14 protein-coding genes and 1 tRNA gene are annotated in these 17,736 nt (G+C 42.0%); 12 read left to right on the plus strand and 3 right to left on the minus strand.

Annotated features, from left to right (window positions below):
• Nucleotides 1-5 precede the first annotated feature (5 nt).
• On the plus strand, nt 6-674 hold the full coding sequence (locus HC733_RS05845; RefSeq protein ID WP_190364109.1) for a hypothetical protein: 669 nt from the start codon (nt 6-8) through the stop codon (nt 672-674).
• Here the strand turns inward: HC733_RS05845 and xseA are convergent.
• Nucleotides 668-2,023 (minus strand): exodeoxyribonuclease VII large subunit, encoded by a 1,356-nt coding sequence (gene xseA / locus HC733_RS05850; protein ID WP_190364110.1) that lies wholly within the window; start codon nt 2,021-2,023, stop codon nt 668-670. The genes HC733_RS05845 and xseA overlap by 7 nt on opposite strands.
• 132 nt (nt 2,024-2,155) lie before the next feature.
• On the opposite strand from xseA, the gene guaB reads away from it, so the two are divergent.
• The 5 genes from guaB (at nt 2,156) to rimI (ending at nt 6,370) form a co-directional block, all read left to right on the plus strand.
• Nucleotides 2,156-3,625 carry an IMP dehydrogenase gene (gene guaB, locus HC733_RS05855; protein ID WP_190364111.1) on the plus strand — a complete coding sequence of 490 codons (1,470 nt, stop codon included), beginning with the start codon at nt 2,156-2,158 and terminating at the stop codon, nt 3,623-3,625.
• A 101-nt stretch (nt 3,626-3,726) separates the two neighbouring features.
• Complete coding sequence (gene guaA / locus HC733_RS05860; RefSeq protein WP_190364112.1) at nt 3,727-5,301, plus strand: glutamine-hydrolyzing GMP synthase; 1,575 nt, start codon at nt 3,727-3,729, stop codon at nt 5,299-5,301.
• 142 nt (nt 5,302-5,443) lie between these two features.
• Nucleotides 5,444-5,520: transfer RNA gene (locus HC733_RS05865), tRNA-Trp, on the plus strand.
• Between the two features lie 84 nt (nt 5,521-5,604).
• Nucleotides 5,605-5,904: a hypothetical protein gene (locus HC733_RS05870; RefSeq protein WP_190364113.1), complete on the plus strand. Its 300-nt coding sequence runs from the start codon at nt 5,605-5,607 to the stop codon at nt 5,902-5,904.
• Nucleotides 5,905-5,950: 46 nt separating this feature from the next.
• Nucleotides 5,951-6,370: a ribosomal protein S18-alanine N-acetyltransferase gene (gene rimI, locus HC733_RS05875; RefSeq protein WP_190364128.1), complete on the plus strand. Its 420-nt coding sequence runs from the start codon at nt 5,951-5,953 to the stop codon at nt 6,368-6,370.
• Here the strand turns inward: rimI and HC733_RS05880 are convergent.
• A complete protein-coding gene (locus HC733_RS05880; protein WP_190364114.1) occupies nt 6,342-9,020 on the minus strand; it encodes an ATP-binding protein in 2,679 nt (892 codons plus the stop codon). The two genes, rimI and HC733_RS05880, sit on opposite strands and share 29 nt — an antisense overlap.
• 477 nt (nt 9,021-9,497) lie before the next feature.
• Between HC733_RS05880 and prfC the strand changes: the two genes are divergently transcribed.
• The 4 genes from prfC to HC733_RS05900 all read left to right on the plus strand — a co-directional run bounded on the left by prfC (nt 9,498) and on the right by HC733_RS05900 (nt 14,442).
• Nucleotides 9,498-11,081, plus strand: coding sequence for a peptide chain release factor 3 (gene prfC, locus HC733_RS05885; protein WP_190364115.1), 1,584 nt, complete (start codon nt 9,498-9,500; stop codon nt 11,079-11,081).
• Between the two features lie 21 nt (nt 11,082-11,102).
• Complete coding sequence (gene argS / locus HC733_RS05890) at nt 11,103-12,845, plus strand: arginine--tRNA ligase (protein ID WP_190364116.1); 1,743 nt, start codon at nt 11,103-11,105, stop codon at nt 12,843-12,845.
• A 92-nt stretch (nt 12,846-12,937) separates the two neighbouring features.
• On the plus strand, nt 12,938-13,579 hold the full coding sequence (pdxH, locus tag HC733_RS05895) for a pyridoxamine 5'-phosphate oxidase (protein ID WP_190364129.1): 642 nt from the start codon (nt 12,938-12,940) through the stop codon (nt 13,577-13,579).
• 98 nt (nt 13,580-13,677) lie between these two features.
• The gene (locus HC733_RS05900; RefSeq protein WP_190364117.1) at nt 13,678-14,442 is read left to right on the plus strand and encodes a TatD family hydrolase; all 765 of its coding nucleotides are present in this window, start codon (nt 13,678-13,680) and stop codon (nt 14,440-14,442) included.
• Here HC733_RS05900 and HC733_RS05905 read toward each other — a convergent pair.
• The gene (locus HC733_RS05905; protein ID WP_190364118.1) at nt 14,409-15,026 is read right to left on the minus strand and encodes an AhpA/YtjB family protein; all 618 of its coding nucleotides are present in this window, start codon (nt 15,024-15,026) and stop codon (nt 14,409-14,411) included. The genes HC733_RS05900 and HC733_RS05905 overlap by 34 nt on opposite strands.
• 75 nt (nt 15,027-15,101) lie before the next feature.
• Here HC733_RS05905 and serB point away from each other — a divergent pair, with 75 nt between their 5' ends.
• Both serB and HC733_RS05915 read left to right on the plus strand, forming a co-directional pair.
• Nucleotides 15,102-16,124, plus strand: coding sequence for a phosphoserine phosphatase SerB (gene serB / locus HC733_RS05910; RefSeq protein WP_190364119.1), 1,023 nt, complete (start codon nt 15,102-15,104; stop codon nt 16,122-16,124).
• Between the two features lie 840 nt (nt 16,125-16,964).
• Nucleotides 16,965-17,627 carry a condensation domain-containing protein gene (locus tag HC733_RS05915; protein ID WP_190364120.1) on the plus strand — a complete coding sequence of 221 codons (663 nt, stop codon included), beginning with the start codon at nt 16,965-16,967 and terminating at the stop codon, nt 17,625-17,627.
• Nucleotides 17,628-17,736: the final 109 nt, after the last annotated feature.

Below are 17,736 nucleotides of genomic sequence, written 5' to 3' on the forward strand. Positions count from 1 at the left end.
GACCTATGCGAGGGTTAGTTGTCATTATTTTAATGCTACTGGCCTTTGCGCTGGGAATTATCGTTGAGCGATTATGGCTATCTGCACAGCCTGTCACTTATAACGCTTCGCGTCCATCTGACTTAAATCCAGAGAAAGAGCAAGTCGTTCAACACAGTGAACAACCACTGGTACAGTTAAATGCACCTCTTAAGGTGCATGAACAAAGTACAATCACTAATCAACTCACACTAGCTCAGCAGCAAATATCGCGTTTAGAAGCCGAAAATGAGCAATTGCAACAACGTTTACTCCAAGATAAACAAGCCTCAGAATTGCCACCCGTTGCTGTTCCCAATGGCGATTTGAATGCTATGTTGGAGCAGCAGTATCAACAACAAAGCCGGGACGCTGTTTGGGCCGATGAAATAGAACTGCAAATGAACGACTTTCTTTATCAAAGTGATTTAAGTCACCTAGTTAAGTTGCAAGAATACGGATGTAAATCTACCGTGTGCCAAATGAAACTGGTGCCACAGGGAGATGCGAAAGACTTTGACGAAGACCTATGGCGGGTGGTCAGTGAAAAGCTCTTTTCGCAAACCTGGTTTAAGCGTTTTACCATGAGTACCTCGACAAGCACCCAAGATAAAATGGTGGTCCATCTCAGTAAACAACAAGTATATGATCAGTAGGTATTAATTTTTAATACTTTTGAGTGTACTTCGCCATCGTGTAGTTGTGTAACAAGCCGTTGGTTTTGTGAAACATCGGACACCGACTTGATCACTTTATCCTCATGTTTGGTAATACTATACCCTCGAGCTAACACGTTTAAAGGGCTGATGCTATCTAGCCGTGCAGCATACAGTGCTAATCTATTTTGATGACTATTTAAGTTTTTTTGCACAGCTTGGTACAAAGCTTCTTTCAACTGCTCAAGCTGCTTTTGCGCATCATTGAGTTGCTTGCTTGGATGCTGGTGGTAAAGGCGTTGCTTTGCAAGCGCCAATGTATTGCTGCGTTTAGCTTGTATCTGCATAAACCCGCGGGTTAGACGACTAATTAGTTCATCAACTCTTTGTTGTTGCTGTAGCAGTTGGTTTTCAGGGTGTTGTAACTTAAGTCTTTGCTCAAGCACTTTACAGTGCTGCGTGGCATGCTTAAGGGCTTGCAAAATTTGGATATGTAAGGCTTTGCGATATTGTTGTACTTGTTGTTGTAAAGCTTGTCTGTCGGGACTAACAAGTTCAGCCGCAGCAGAAGGGGTTGCGGCGCGCAGATCTGCAACATAATCGCAGATGGTGGTGTCTATCTCATGTCCTACGGCACTGATGACCGGTAATTGGCTGGCAAATATAGCACGTGCTAATTGCTCCTCATTAAAACACCATAGATCTTCAAGTGAACCACCGCCGCGACCGATGATTAATACGTCAACTTCATTACGCTGATTGGCAAGTGCTAGTTTTTCGCATAACTGCAGGTGTGCTTCTTTACCTTGCACTTGCGCTGGATAAATGATGACTTCGAGCTGTGGCGCACGACGTTTTAAGACCGTTAAAATATCTTTTATTGCAGCGCCAGTCGCTGAGGTGATAATTCCTACCTTGTTAATTTTGTCAGGTAAAGGCTTTTTATACGTACTACTAAATAATCCTTCAGCTGCCAAGCGCATTTTTAAGGCATCGAACTGCTGCTTGAGCATTCCTTCACCAGCAGGCTCCATTTTTTCGACTATCAGTTGATAATCGCCGCGTGGTTCATACACAGAAACCCTTGCTTGTACTTCAACTTGTGCACCGTTGCTTGGTTTGTATTGGCAATAACGATTGTTACCACGCCACATTGCAGCTTTAATTTGGGCTTTGTCATCTTTTAAGGAAAAATACCAATGTCCTGATGCCGGAGCAACAAAGTTTGAAATCTCACCAGTTAGCCTGATAGAGGCAAAACCTTGCTCTAAAATGGCTCGTATTTCGCGGTTTAGTTTCGAAACGGTGTAAGTTGTATTCGAAGTCGATGCAAAGCTTGTCAATGACATAAGTCGCTCCATAAAAAATTCATGGCTACTTTATCATATTTTTTACTAAATATTATTTACTCGCATAAGGAACGCTGATAAAATTTGCACGCAATTCCTTATACTCAGTTCCACGTGAGAGAAACCGCAACCATGCTAAGAATTGCAAAAGAAGCCCTAACCTTTGATGATGTGTTATTAATACCTGCACATTCTACTGTTTTACCTCATACAGCAAATCTATCAACGCGATTGACGCGTGGTATTAAACTTAACCTGCCTCTTGTTTCTGCATCAATGGATACAGTGACAGAAGCTCGCCTTGCTATTGCCCTTGCGCAAGAAGGCGGTATTGGTTTTATTCACAAGAACATGACCATTGAAGAGCAAGCTCGTAACGTGCGCAAAGTTAAAGCTTACGAAGCGGGTATTGTATCTTTTCCGGTTACCGTTTCTGCTGATTTAACGATTGCTCAAGCAAACGCATTAGCAGAAGAAAAAGGTTTTTCAGGATTTCCAGTTACTGGCAAAGACAACCAGTTAGAAGGCATTGTTACTAGCCGTGATATGCGTTTTGAGACAAGGTTGGATCAGCCTGTTTCAACCGTTATGACCACGAAAGAAAATTTGGTGACAGTAAAAGAAGGTGCATCTCGCGAAGAGATCTTAGGTTTAATGCATGAGCACCGCATCGAAAAAATTTTAGTGGTTGATGATGCGTTTAAACTTAGAGGCATGATCACTGTAAAAGATTACCAAAAAGCTCAAGATAAACCTAACGCTTGTAAAGACGAGCAGGGCCGCTTACGCGTGGGGGCGGCTGTAGGTGTTGGCCCAGGTACTGATGAGCGTATTGCTGCGCTAGTTGAAGCGGGTGTTGACGTGTTGTTGATTGATACCTCGCATGGTCATTCTCAAGGTGTTATTGACCGTGTTAAAGCTACACGTGAAGCATACCCTGATTTACAAATCGTAGCTGGTAACGTAGCAACAGCTGAAGGTGCGATTGCATTAGCTGATGCGGGTGTTGATGCTGTTAAAGTAGGTATTGGCCCAGGTTCAATTTGTACAACTCGTATCGTAACGGGGTGTGGTGTGCCGCAGATCACTGCCATTTCAGACGCAGTGGAAGGTTTAAAAGGCCGTGACATTCCAGTTATTGCTGACGGTGGTATCCGCTTCTCTGGTGACATCGTAAAAGCGCTCGTTGCTGGTGCATCATGCGTTATGGTTGGGTCAATGCTTGCCGGTACTGAAGAAGCGCCGGGTGAAGTAGAGCTGTATCAAGGCCGTTACTACAAGTCATACCGAGGTATGGGGTCATTGGGTGCAATGAACCAAAAAGAAGGTTCATCTGATCGTTACTTCCAAAAATCAAATGAGGCAGACAAGCTAGTGCCTGAAGGTATTGAAGGCCGAGTTGCTTATAAAGGTCCAATTGCGACGATTATTCACCAGCAGGTGGGTGGTATTCGCAGCGCGATGGGCTTAACTGGCTGTGCCACAATTGAAGAGTTAAATAACAAACCGCAGTTTGTACGTGTCACATCTGCTGGTATGGGTGAGTCTCACGTTCATGACGTACAGATCACCAAAGAAGCCCCGAACTACCGCTTGGGCTAACATCAAAACGGGGCTAGCGTTTGCTGGCCCTTCTTAATTTTAAGTAAAGCGTCAATTTGTGCTTTACTGAATTAGTCGTTTACTAACTAACGAGATTATCAATGAGCAAAGATATCCACGATTCCCGCATTTTGATCTTAGACTTTGGTTCGCAATATACGCAGTTGATCGCACGTCGTATCCGTGAGATTGGCGTGTACTGTGAGCTATGGGCTTGGGACGTTACCGAAGAGCAGATCCGTGAATTCAATCCGCAGGGTATTATTCTATCTGGTGGCCCAGAGTCTACGACGCTAGATAATAGCCCAAGAGCGCCTGAGTATGTGTTCAATGCAGGTGTGCCTGTATTAGGGGTTTGCTACGGAATGCAAACAATGGCTATGCAGTTAGGTGGATTGGTACACAGCTCTGATAAGAAAGAGTTTGGTTATGCGCGCGTTGAAAAAGTAGGTAACTGTAAGCTGTTTGATCAAATTCAAGATCATATCGAAGATGGTGCTGATTTCTTAGATGTTTGGATGAGCCACGGCGACAAAGTTGTAGAGATCCCTGATACGTTCGTAACGACGGCAAAAACAGATACCTGTCCTCATGCGGCAATGTCATGGGAAGAAAAACGTTTTTACGGTGTACAGTTCCACCCAGAAGTAACACACACACAACAAGGTCAACGCCTTCTAGAGCGCTTTGTAATTGATATTTGTGGTTGTGAAAAGTTATGGACACCAGCGCAAATCATCGAAGATGCTGTTGCACGTATTAAAGAGCAAGTCGGTGATGATGAAGTTATTCTTGGTTTATCAGGTGGCGTTGACTCATCAGTGGTAGCAATGCTGATTAACCGTGCAATTGGTGACAAGCTGACGTGTGTATTTGTAGACAACGGTTTACTACGTCTAAACGAAGGCGAGCAAGTAATGGAGATGTTTGGCGACAAGTTCGGGCTGAACATCATTAAAGTGGATGCCGAAGAGCGATTCTTAAAAGCGCTTGAAGGTATTGATGAACCAGAAGCTAAGCGCAAGTCAATTGGTCATACATTCATTGAAGTATTCGATGAGCAAGCTGGTAAGCTGCAAAATGCTAAATGGCTAGCACAAGGGACTATTTACCCAGACGTTATTGAATCTGCGGCATCTGCAACAGGTAAAGCACATGTTATCAAGTCTCACCACAACGTGGGTGGCTTGCCAGAAGATATGGAAATGGGCCTAGTTGAGCCACTACGTGAGTTGTTTAAAGACGAAGTACGTAAGATTGGTTTAGAGCTAGGCTTGCCTTATGACATGTTATACCGCCACCCATTCCCAGGTCCTGGTTTAGGTGTGCGTGTACTGGGTGAAATCAAAAAAGAATACTGTGATTTATTGCGCCGCGCTGATGCTATCTTCATTGAAGAGCTACACAAAGCTGATTTATACCATAAGGTATCGCAAGCATTTACTGTGTTCTTACCAGTTCGCTCTGTTGGTGTAATGGGTGATGCGCGTAAGTACGACTGGGTTGTTTCACTACGTTGTGTCGAAACGATTGATTTCATGACAGCACGTTGGTCACACCTACCTTATGAGTTCTTAGGTCAGGTATCAAACCGTATTATCAACGAAATCGATGGAATTTCTCGTGTTGTATACGATATCTCAGGCAAACCACCTGCGACCATTGAATGGGAATAACAGCAAATAGCTGATAAAGCCTTAAAATGAAGGGCGAATAGTTAAATATTCGCCATTTTGCTTATTTAAAAAGCAGTTAAACGCTATTTTTATAATTTTTCTTTACCTTTTCAAAAAGCTCTTTATAATGCGTCGACATTGCAGGGGCGTAGTTCCAATTGGTAGAACAGCGGTCTCCAAAACCGATGGTTGCGGGTTCGAGTCCTGCCGCCCCTGCCACTTCCTTACTTTTTGCTTTATGCTCTTTAAAGCAGTATATTCCCAAAAGATAAAATAGCAGTACCGCAGGTTATTATGCACCCTATGTACGCCGAGATTCTAGATGTTACGCCATTATCATTAAATGCGCATTTTCGCGCACAAGATAGTGTTGATAGTTCAACTTCGCAGCACCTAGCTACAAAGCTTGTAAAAGAATCTACCGAGGAATCTTTGGATATCAATTCAACGTTGTTTGCGGATATAAACCGAGCCGCTGGGCAAGCGTTTTCCGGTATATTTGTGGCAAATAAAATGCAGCGCCAAGAAGGGCGTTTGTATATTCCATCAGCAACATTAAGCAGTGCGCAAAAGCGCCAACTATGGGCATTAATTAGTGGATAAAGTTGTTCAGCGTGACATTCTATCGAGCCTGCCATTGACAGAATTAATGGCGATAGAAGTAGCATGTCATGATTTTCCTTGGTCAGAAAATACCATGAAGTCTTGTTTATCAGGACGATACTTTAATGGTGCTATTTACCAGCAGGATACCTTAGCTGGGTTTTATATCGGTGAAGTGGCGGGACCTGATCATACTCTGATGGATATATGTGTTGCACCCGCCTATCAAGGTAAAGGCTTAGCCAAAGCATTGTTAAACGATTTTATGTTGGCGAGTGAACAAGCTGGCGCAGAAAACTTATTTCTAGAAGTAAGAGAATCAAATACAACGGCTATTGGGTTATATCAGTGGGCTGGCTTTAGTGAAGTGGGTATACGTAAAGACTATTATCCTCGTGTAAATGGTAAAGAAGATGCCATTCTCATGGCTAAAACTCTTAGCTTTGGCTCTGGGAGTAGCTTTTAGTATTCGAAGGCTGCTTTTTTAGCGTGTATTTAATTGCTTCACTCAAAGATAGCATCGCATAGTGCCAATGGCTCTCATCGTTAGTGCGAAGGCTTTCTTCGAACGTTTGTGCTGCGCTATGAATATTCATAAACCCAAAGCACCCAGCACTGCCTTTAAGGCTATGCGCCAGCGCTCTTAAGGCATCCCAGTCTTGCTCTTGATAGTGTTGCTCTAATTGCGCTAAATAGTTGGGTAACTTTCGCTTATAGTTTTGGGTGATCTGTGCAAATTTCTCACTTTTTAACAAAGAATCCCATTTTGAATCACTAGCAGCTTGTATTTGCAGGTGTTTTAAGAGCACGGTACCCAGTTGTAATCTGTCAATGGGCTTTGCAAGAGTTGCATCGCATCCTGCTTTTAAATATGCATCTATGTCATGCTTCATAACATTTGCTGTTAGGGCGATAATGGGGCCATCATAGGCTGCATGTCGAAGCATTTGTACGGCCTCTAGGCCTCCCATCACAGGCATTTGCATATCCATAAGAATGATTTGATAGTCATTAACTAGGGCTTTTTCGACGGCTTGTGCGCCGTTGTTTACCACATCAGGAGTGATCCCCCAAGCATTGAGCATAAGACAGATGAGCTCTTGGTTATCGGGGTTATCCTCAGCAAGTAAAACTCGCGCATCAAATTGCGTTTGAGCGAATTCTTGAGAAATATTGTCTTTTGCTGATGGTTCATCAAGCCTCTCAAGCATATCCGGTACTTTGCCATGAAAGTTGGCATGCACAGTAACGATAAACTGACTACCAACACCTTGCTTGCTTTTAACATTGACATCACCGCCGAGCAACTGAGCCAGATTTTTTGCAATACATAAGCCTAACCCAGTGCCGCCAAAGCGGCGGGTAATGGTACTATCAGCCTGCTCAAAAGGCTTAAATATCCGTGCTATTTCTCCTTGAGACATGCCAATGCCCGTATCTGTGATGATAAACTCAAAAAGCTCTGTGGATTGCTCAAAGGCAATATCTATAACCACACTGCCAGACTCGGTAAACTTAACTGCGTTGCTACAAATATCAATTAATATTTGTTTTAACCGAGTAGCGTCACTGTTCAATGTACGAGGAATCGGTAGTTGATAATTGATCGACAGGGAAAGTGCCTTTTGTTCGCACAGTGGCTTAATGATATCAACGACATCGTCAACAATGCCTTGCAAGTCAACTTCAGATTGATCTACAGCGAGTTTTTCCGCTTCTATCTTTGATAAATCTAGAATGTTATTGATTAATTCGAGCAAGTGCTTTGAATTTCTGAGCATGGTTTCTAGATGACGTTGGGAGTATTGCGTATCAGGGTTATGTAGCAACTGTTCGGTAAAGCCAATTATGGCAGTTAAAGGCGTGCGGATCTCGTGACTCATGTTGGCTAAAAAGTGACTTTTTAGCTCATTTGCTTGCTCTGCTTGAGTATAAGCGGCTTCCAACTGTTGGTTCATACGTTCCAGAGCCAAGGTGCGATTATCCACTTTCTCTTCTAGGTGTAGTTTGTAATCTTCTAACTCTCCTTGGAAGTCTCTGATCTGCTTTACCATATGATTAAAGTCTTGAAACAATTTACCAACCTCGTCGTTATTTTGATTTGGTAAAAAAACACTTAGATCGCCATCGCCAACTCGATGGCTCGCTTCTCCCAGCAACTCTATAGGGTTGATCAAAAGCTTTTTCACGACAATAAAGACTAAAATCGGCAGTGCGATAATGGATAAAACAACGATCAGTGCTGTAAGGCTTGTAATTGCTTGTCCAGATTCATAGAGCAGGTGATTGGGAATAGTAGACAAGTAATAATAATCATCGCTTAGTTGCACTGCATAACCAACCATGTTTGGCTTGTCGATGCTATCAAGATTGTTATTTGCTAACTCTTCATGCTCAGATAGAGACTTTATTTGGTTTACTTCATTTGGGCTGAGTCTCACTATATTTAAAGGCGCTGATGAGCTAAATAGTATCTCGCCTTTGCCAGTGATAAGGGCGTTAAATGCGCTTTTGTAAGGAGACTCAAAGATAGAATAATTAATAATTGATGGGTCGACTCTAATCACCACGTAGCTGGCCGTGCTCACAGAGTTACTATTAAGTAATTGCTGTACAAAAAATAAATGTGTGGTTCCCTCGTCGGTGGGCATCATAAAATACTGTTGGCTCAAATTGCTGTTTAAAACTTGAGGGAAAAAAGGGTAGTCTTTAGGCGGCTTACTTAAGTTACTTGCTTTATAGGCCAAACTTTCGCTTTGTTGATTAACCAAATTAATACTTAGAATATCTGGATAGGCTTCGCTGTAACTTGCAAATACGTCTTGTAAAGCAACTTGGCGTTTATTTTTGTCAGCTAAGTTACCCATATCATTACTCAAATACTCGCTTAATACCGGTGAGGTAGAAAGTAACTTTGCCGTAGATTGATATACTTTTATATAACTGAGGATCTTTTGCTGCTGTTGTTCAACAAAGCTGCTTACTGTTAATTTGGCTTGTTTTTGCGTTGAGTTTGTGACCGTTGTTAGAGTAAAACCACCCAAAAAAAGCGAGGGCAAAATCACAAGAGGCGTAATATAACGCAGTAGCTTTATGCTTAACTTACTTATTTTCATAATATTAAAGTTATTTCCCTATTACGTGGTCAAGTTAGATTTCAAGCCCAAACTACCTACATAATCTTATGTCTATATATGGCATTACTCAAGTTTGATACAGGCTTTGTAGTAGCTAATTATTATTGTGATTTGATAAATAGCCACCGCTCTGTATAGGCGAATTTGCCCAATAACGCTATTTAGTCAGCTTGCTGTGTTGCTGTTAGCGCAGGTTGTTAAGAGGTTTCGTTGTTCTTAAAAAGCCGCAATAAGCTCTTTAAAGCAATTTAGAATGTCGCAAATCTATATGACATTATTATCAATAAACGCTGTTGATAAAGCGGTGAATACGAACACCTAACAGCAGCGTGCAACAACAATTTAAATTACTCAATCATGTGCCTTTTTTGCCCAGAGTAAAACAGGTATAATCGGCAAAATTTTAATTTAGTTCGCGCAATTGAAGACGCGACTTACAGGGCAAAAGCTGCTTACATGTCTAATATCGTCAACGAAATTCAAAAGCGACGTACGTTCGCTATTATCTCGCACCCTGATGCGGGTAAAACAACCATTACCGAAAAAGTATTGTTATTCGGAAAGGCACTACAAAAAGCGGGTACTGTAAAAGGTCGTGGCTCAAACCAGCACGCAAAATCAGATTGGATGGAAATGGAAAAAGAACGTGGGATCTCGGTCACCACCTCTGTAATGCAGTTTCCTTATAATGACGCACTGGTTAACTTGTTAGATACTCCCGGACACGAAGACTTCTCGGAAGATACATACCGTACGTTAACAGCCGTTGACTCATGTTTGATGGTGATTGATGCGGCAAAAGGTGTAGAAGACCGTACCCGTAAACTGATGGAAGTAACCCGTTTACGTGATACGCCGATCGTGACGTTTATGAACAAACTAGACCGCGATATTCGAGATCCTATGGAGTTGCTAGATGAAGTAGAAACTGAGCTGAATATTGCTTGTGCACCAGTATCATGGCCAATTGGGTGTGGTAAAGAGTTTAAAGGTGTATATCACATCCATCGTGACGAAACTGTGTTATATCAAACGGGTCAAGGTCACACTATTCAAGAAAAACGTGTGATAAAAGGCTTAGAGAATCCAGAGCTTGACGATGCGGTGGGCGCAGAGCTTGCTGAACAGCTGCGTGAAGAGCTAGAGCTGGTGATTGGTGCATCGCACGAATTCGATCAAGAACTCTTTTTAAAAGGTGAGCTAACGCCCGTATTTTTTGGTACGGCCCTTGGTAACTTTGGTGTTGACCACATGCTAGATGGTTTAACGCAATGGGCTCCAGCGCCTATGCCACGTCAAACAGAAGAGCGTGAAGTAAAAGCTGAAGAAGACAACTTCTCGGGTTTTGTATTTAAAATTCAAGCCAACATGGACCCTAAACACCGTGACCGCATTGCGTTTATGCGTATTGTGTCTGGCAAATACAGCCAAGGTATGAAAATGAACCATGTGCGTATTGGTAAGCAAGTGAGTATTTCTGATGCGGTTACCTTTATGGCCGGTGACCGAGAGCGTGCACAAGATGCTTTTGCAGGCGATATAATTGGTTTACATAACCATGGCACGATTCAAATCGGTGATACTTTTACGCAAGGTGAAAAGCTTAAGTTCAGTGGTATTCCTAACTTTGCACCAGAGCTATTTCGTCGTATTCGCTTAAAAGATCCATTGAAGCAAAAGCAGTTGTTAAAAGGCTTAGTGCAATTATCTGAAGAGGGGGCTGTACAAGTATTTAGACCTCTGATCAACAACGATTTAATTGTAGGCGCTGTGGGTGTACTCCAGTTTGATGTGGTTGTCGCCCGTTTAAAAGCTGAGTACAACGTTGATGCGCTATATGAGAGTGTTAATGTACAAACCGCACGTTGGGTAAGCTGTTCTGATGAAAAGAAAATGGCTGAATTCAGACGCAAATGTGAAGCCAACCTTGCATTAGATGGCGGCGATAATCTTACTTATATAGCGCCAAGTCGTGTCAATCTTAACTTGTCGATGGAGCGTTACCCAGATGTTGAGTTCCACCATACTCGTGAACACTAAGCCGCAGACAAAGGATAAAGCATGAACATTAAAAAGATTCTAATTGAAAAAGCCAATGCGGCAATGCTAGCTGCAGGTATTCCTGAAGGTAGTAACCCTGCGGTGACACAAAGTACCCGCCCACAATTTGGTGACTACCAAATAAATGGCGCAATGGGAGCGGCTAAAGCACTCAAAACCAACCCAAGAGAGCTGGCGCAAAAAATCATTGATAACCTCGATGTGAGTGATATTGCAACGCAGACCGAAATTGCAGGCCCAGGTTTTATCAATATTCATTTAAAGCCAGAGTTTTTATCAGCGAGTTTAGAGGCTGCTAACAACGACGCGAAGCTTGGTGTTTCTGAGCACCAACCGGCTAAGAAAGTTGTGGTTGATTACTCTTCGCCAAACCTTGCCAAAGAAATGCACGTGGGCCATTTACGCTCGACCATCATTGGTGACGCAGTGGTGCGTGCGTTAGAGTTTCGTGGTGATACCGTTGTGCGTCAAAATCACATGGGTGATTGGGGTACTCAGTTTGGTATGCTTATTGCTCACCTTGAAGATTTATTAAACCAAGGTGTAGACCTCGAAAACGTTGCATTAGCAGATCTTGAAAGCTTTTACCGTGATGCTAAAAAACGCTTTGATGACGAAGAAGGTTTTGCAGACAAAGCCCGTAATTATGTTGTGAAGTTACAAAGTGGTGATGCGCACTGCAAAAAGCTGTGGCAAATGTTTATCGATACCTCAGTGAAGCACTCAGAAGAAGTATATCAGAAGCTGAATGTAACACTTAGCCGTGACGATATCATGGCTGAGAGTGCATATAACGACCGCCTAGCTAGCGTGATTGAGTTACTCAAGTCAAAAGGTATTGCGGTTGAAGACCAAGGCGCACAAGTTGTGTTCTTGGATGAATTAGCCAACAAAGATGGCGAACCTTCAGTCTTTATCGTACAAAAATCGGGTGGCGGTTTCTTGTATTCAACCACAGACTTAGCTGCATGTGACTATCGCTCCAATGAACTGGATGTAGATCGTATCTTGATTTTTGTCGATGCACGTCAAGGGTTGCACTTTAACCAGGTTGAGATCACCGCACGTAAAGCTGGTTTCCTCAAAGACAAAACGACATATGAGCCAAGCTTATTTGGTACCATGATGGGCGATGATGGTAAGCCATTCAAAACCCGCACAGGTGGTACAGTTAAACTAGCGGACTTACTTGAAGAAGCAGTAAGTCGCGCGGCAGATAAAATAGCCGATCGAACAGCCGATTTGAGTGAACAAGAGCGTAGCGAAATTGCCCGTAAAGTAGGTATTGGTGCGGTTAAATATGCGGACCTCTCTAAGCACCGCACCAGCGACTATATCTTCAACTGGGATTCTATGCTGAGCTTTGAAGGTGCAACGGCGCCTTACTTACAATATGCGTATACGCGTGTCAGTGGTATTTTCCGTAAAGCGGGTGTAGAGCGTACAAGTCTTGCTGGCAGCATTAATATCGTTGAGCCACAAGAAAAAACGTTGGCGCTTAAACTGCTTCAATTAGAAGAAGTGCTTGATTTGATGATCAGTGAAGCGACCCCACACGTACTATGCGGATACTTATATGAATTGGCGAGCTTATACATGACATTCTACGAAGCATGTCCAATTTTAAAAGATGATGTGGCAACTGATGTACGAGAAAGTCGTTTGGTACTGTGTAATCTAGTTGCAAACACTTTACGAACAGGCCTTGACTTACTTGGTATCGAGGTAATGGAGCAAATGTAATTTAGCATTTGTTTGATTATTTGTAATACACAAAATGTGTTAACTTAAGAGCCGCATCGAACCCTGTTTATGCGGCTTTTTTGTAAGGAAAAATCATGAAGCTTGAAGATATTCGCCGAGAATACACAAAAGGCGGTTTACGCCGAGAAATGTTGGCCGATAGCCCCATTACGCAATTTGAAAACTGGTTACAACAAGCAGTTGACGCAAAGTTTGCAGATCCTACCGCAATGGTTGTTGCTACGGTGGATGAACACGGTCAACCATCACAGCGTATCGTTTTATTAAAGCATTTAGACGAGCATGGATTTGTATTTTTTACTAATACAGGCTCGCGTAAAGCACAAGAGATAAAAAGTAACAACAAGGTGTGTTTGCACTTTCCTTGGCATGAAATCGAACGCCAGGTGATAGTATACGGTGAAGCAAAAGCCTTATCGACGGCTGCTGTTGCTAAGTACTTTTTGTCACGACCACAAGAGAGTCAATTGGCTGCGTGGGCATCGCAGCAATCACGCCCAGTATCTTCGCGTAAGGCGCTGATGGAAACCTTTCATGCAATGAAAGCCAAATTTGCCAAAGGGCAAATTCCGCTACCAGACTTTTGGGGCGGCTACTGCGTGGAACCTACAAAAATTGAATTTTGGCAAGGTGGTGAGCATCGCCTGCATGACCGTTTTATGTATATAAAACAAGATGATGGTTCTTGGCAGGTCGATAGGCTAAACCCTTAAATCAGCTTCCGCGCAGCATACCTGAGGTCGGGCTATCACTCGACCTAGGCTGTTTAACGTGTTTATACTTACAGATAAACCAATAGTCAGCTATTGCCATGCACTTTATTGATAGCCATTGCCACTTAGATTTCAGTGAACTCAAGAACGACCTACATGGCCATATAGCACGTGCCCATGAACTAGGTGTTCGGTATTTTGTTGTTCCAGGGGTTACTTACCCACAAAGTGCCGCTTTGTTGAAGTTTGCAAAGACCTACCCAGCGTGTCGTATCGCTTTGGGGCTGCATCCATACTTTATTGAACAGCATAATGATGACGCATTCTTTTCGTTGCAGACACTGGCGCAGACTCATCGTAATGAAATTGTGGCTATCGGAGAGTGTGGGATCGATGGCACTTGCCCCAATATTGAATATCAAAGCAAATTATTTGTTGAACACATCAAACTCAGCAATGCTTTATCGCTTCCTTTGATAGTGCACCACAGACAAAGCCACCATTTAATTGCACAAGCACTTAAAACTTGCCCTGCACAGTATGGCGGCGTGATACATGCTTTTTCAGGTTCTCTACAGCAAGCGCAATACTATATAAATCGAGGTTTCAAATTAGGCGTGGGAGGCACGATTAGCTATACACGTGCGAGTAAAACTCGGCAAGTATTAAGCCAAGTGCCATTAGAGAGCCTGTTGCTAGAAACCGATGCCCCTTCAATGCCGTTATCAGGGTATCAAGGGCAGGTGAATGAGCCTCACAGGCTCGTTGAGGTATTTGAGCATTTGTGTGCACTGAGAAGCGAGCGTCCAGAGCAAATAGCGCAACAGCTTTATTCGTCGTCTTGCACACTTTTTCGGATTTGACGTTTTACTTCCCAGCCCTTTAGAGCTCTGCCAATTTGCCACGTAAAAATACAAGTAATGAGTAACATGACGAGTACCATTCTTCCTAGTTCATGAAAATGATAGTGACTTTGGCTCATCGCGGAAGTTGTTAGGTAAACCATACTTGCAAAGCCTAAAGGTTGTCCTTGAAAAATAATGGGCTCAACAATTGGCGTTTTTAGTTTACTGATCCCCGCTACATCTGCAGGTAAGCCATAAACATTATCGCTATCTAACGCTTTGCTAATAGGAAGAATAAGTTCGCCGTCTTGGCTATACAGGGTGATGCTTAGTACATTGTCATCACGCTCAAGATGTTCACTGAGAGTTGTTAATTGAGTGAAGTTGTCTTCGCTTAGAGGCTTGGCAGCGTTCAAAGCAAACTGCTTAATTAAGCTTCTAGCATTCAAGTCAGCTTGTTTATGTAGTAGTTGGTGAGATTGAAAGCTGGTATTTACGCCCAACCAAGCGATTGCAATAAAGCATGCCGCAGCGATCAATAGACGGATCAAGCGCCTTCCTCGAGAAGATTTTAATAAATCAATAGCATGTGTATTTTTCATATTACCTGCGTTGGATGCTGACAGTATCCATGATAGATGTTAAAAAGGACGAGTCTGTTATTTAGGAGTCTATGTATGCCAACCTCTAGCCTTGTGCAATTACCTGATCATGATTTGTCTCATATCTTCACTTTAGCAAAATGGTATCAAATTGAAAATGGACAATATGAGTTAAGCGAGCGTGCGCCTGAAGCATATAGTGGGGTATACATCACTTTGTTTGGTGAGCAGCTTACCACTGCAAAGCTACAGAACTTTTTGGCTTTTTTGCACGACTCTAAATGGCCTGTCAGTGCCATATGCCAATATCACCCTCATCCCGCTTTGCCCGAAGCTATGGTCATGTTTGTGAAAAGCCAATACATATTGACTGTCACCGAGCAACTAAAAGCTCAATTGAGAGAAGCTGCGCACTCACTTTGTTTGCAAACGGCCGTTTTGCTTAACCCACCCACAACAACTAAGCGAGGCTTGTTGGTGATGGATATGGACTCAACGGCAATTAAGATTGAGTGCATTGATGAGATAGCACGTCTTGCCAATGTTTATGACGAAGTAGCCGAAGTCACCGCGCAAGCGATGGCGGGTCAACTTGAATTTAGTGAAAGCTTACATCAGCGGGTAAGCAAGTTAGAGGGAGTCAAACTTAGTTTAATTCAAGCGTTAAAAAGTGATTTGCCACTGATGGAAGGGGTGCAGGCATTATGTGCCCACTTAAAGAAGCACAACTGGCAGCTTGCAATTGCCTCCGGCGGATTTACTTGGTTTGCTGAAGCTTTACAAGCGCCATTGCAGCTGGATGCGTTCTATGCCAATGAATTGGAGATCAAGGATAACAGCTTAACAGGCAAGGTATTAGGTGACATTGTTGATGCCCAGAAAAAAGCCGATATTTTAAATATGCTGGCAAATGAGCTTGAATTACCAAAAGCACAAACTGTTGCGATGGGGGATGGTGCCAATGATTTACTCATGATGGCACAGGCAGGATTAGGCATTGCTGTGCACGGTAAGCCTAAGGTTGTTGCACAAGCTGATGCGGCGATATGCGAAGGGTCATTGTTACAAGTGCTTTATTTACTTTCTATTCCCCAATAAAGGGTACTATTTATAAAATAAAATGGAGAGTTAGATGGGCTGATTCTCCATTTTCGATATCAATGCTACAAGGTCGCCCTAGCCGTTTACTCTTCTGTGATTGCCAACCTTCTTGTTATTATAAAAAGCGCTATTTTAAACTGGGTTTTCACTCTAAAACTTAGAGTGAAGTGTGAAAGTCGGTACTGTGATTACCCAAAGTGAAAGTTTTTTATTTGCTAGTATTGGCCTTTTATAATGCAGGAAGTTGTGTTTTTCTTGTTTTTATATATTAATTTTTTGTTTTTTGTTTTTTGTTTTTTGTTTTAATTCCAAAAAACAGGATAAAAAGTTATTCAGGTTTTACTAGCAAATTTGCCCGCTTACTCAACCTTAAACGCAATTACTTCAGGTATTTTTGTTACCTGTTTATCGTTTTTTGAAAAACAAAAATGGGGGTTGTAGCCTCTTTATGTTTTTTAAAATGTAACAGTCTAATAGCCCTATTCAAAAGTGCTATTTTAAAGGGACAAAAAGCACCATGTCTCGCCTATTCAGATGTAAGTTACCTCGGTTTTTTAAATTCCTTGTTGTTATTTTGTTAACTCACTTATCGCAATAATCAAGGGGGTGGGTGTTGATTTTTGTGTTTTTTTTGTTAATGGTTCTTTTTGTTTTGATTTTTTTAGAGTTGTTATCCTTATGTTTTTAAGGTTTTTTTTTATTTTTGATGAATTTATTTATTTTTACTTTGTTTTATTTTTGTTTTGATTTGTTCCTTTTGTGTTGCTAGTATGCTGCCGTTATTTTCTCTGCTTTGCAGAAATGTTTCATTAGTTGTATTTTTTGGCGGTGTTGGTTGTGAAAGTAGAAGATTTGCCAGTTTTTAGTCACCTTTCTGATGGACAAATGTCCAACTGGTATATAGAGCGTTTAGAAAATGGTTCGAATAAAGCTGCATCAAGTAATAACATAACCGCTGCGTTTGAATTAATAGGGCCGCTAGATGGATCGCGCTTATGTATCGCTATTGAAGAAGTTGTAGAACAAAGTGGTTTGGTAAGATATGCATTTTCGGAAATAGATGGTACGCCTGTACAGTATCTATTTGAACCTCCTGCTTTTCATGTTGAGCAAATTACATTGCGACGTGAACAAATCAAAGCGAATCTTAATGCATTTTCTCAAGCTACTTTCGACCTCAGTAAAGGTAATTTACTAAGTTTTAGATTGATAAAGGTAGAACCACAGCTGAGTATACTTGCTTTTTGCATACACCATTTAGTCTGTGATGGTATTAGCATTAAGCTATTATTAAAGAGTATATCTGCAAGGTATAATGGCATTGAACGCAATGTTAGGGAGATACCTGACTATATTGAGTTCTGTAAACATCAAAAGCTTAATATAGACAATGGCAGGTTTGAAAATCAGTTAGACTTTTGGAAAAGCTTACTGCAAGGTAAAAATTATAATTTAGCGCTGAATATATCCAAGTCTATCAGGCCTAAAGGGACCCTGTAACTAAATCTGTGTAACTGCCTATTATTAATCCCTATAAAGGGTTTAGGATAGGCAATGATGAATAAAAAAGAACTGGAAGCGTTTGCCAAGCAAGCTGCTAAATCAATTA

The sequence above is a fragment of the Pseudoalteromonas sp. S16_S37 genome (assembly GCF_014694405.1).
Lineage (GTDB): Bacteria > Pseudomonadota > Gammaproteobacteria > Enterobacterales > Alteromonadaceae > Pseudoalteromonas.

Bases quoted from the DNA above. Each gene is read 5' to 3' on its own strand.
- rimI (WP_190364128.1), top strand. From the start codon at position 5,951: ATGGCGATAGAAGTAGCATGTCATGATTTTCCTTGGTCAGAAAATACC.
- HC733_RS05870 (WP_190364113.1), top strand. From the start codon at position 5,605: ATGTACGCCGAGATTCTAGATGTTACGCCATTATCATTAAATGCGCAT.
- guaB (WP_190364111.1), top strand. From the start codon at position 2,156: ATGCTAAGAATTGCAAAAGAAGCCCTAACCTTTGATGATGTGTTATTA.
- xseA (WP_190364110.1), bottom strand. From the start codon at position 2,023: ATGTCATTGACAAGCTTTGCATCGACTTCGAATACAACTTACACCGTT.
- guaA (WP_190364112.1), top strand. From the start codon at position 3,727: ATGAGCAAAGATATCCACGATTCCCGCATTTTGATCTTAGACTTTGGT.
- HC733_RS05880 (WP_190364114.1), bottom strand. From the start codon at position 9,020: ATGAAAATAAGTAAGTTAAGCATAAAGCTACTGCGTTATATTACGCCT.
- argS (WP_190364116.1), top strand. From the start codon at position 11,103: ATGAACATTAAAAAGATTCTAATTGAAAAAGCCAATGCGGCAATGCTA.
- serB (WP_190364119.1), top strand. From the start codon at position 15,102: ATGCCAACCTCTAGCCTTGTGCAATTACCTGATCATGATTTGTCTCAT.
- HC733_RS05845 (WP_190364109.1), top strand. From the start codon at position 6: ATGCGAGGGTTAGTTGTCATTATTTTAATGCTACTGGCCTTTGCGCTG.
- HC733_RS05905 (WP_190364118.1), bottom strand. From the start codon at position 15,026: ATGAAAAATACACATGCTATTGATTTATTAAAATCTTCTCGAGGAAGG.
- HC733_RS05900 (WP_190364117.1), top strand. From the start codon at position 13,678: ATGCACTTTATTGATAGCCATTGCCACTTAGATTTCAGTGAACTCAAG.
- prfC (WP_190364115.1), top strand. From the start codon at position 9,498: ATGTCTAATATCGTCAACGAAATTCAAAAGCGACGTACGTTCGCTATT.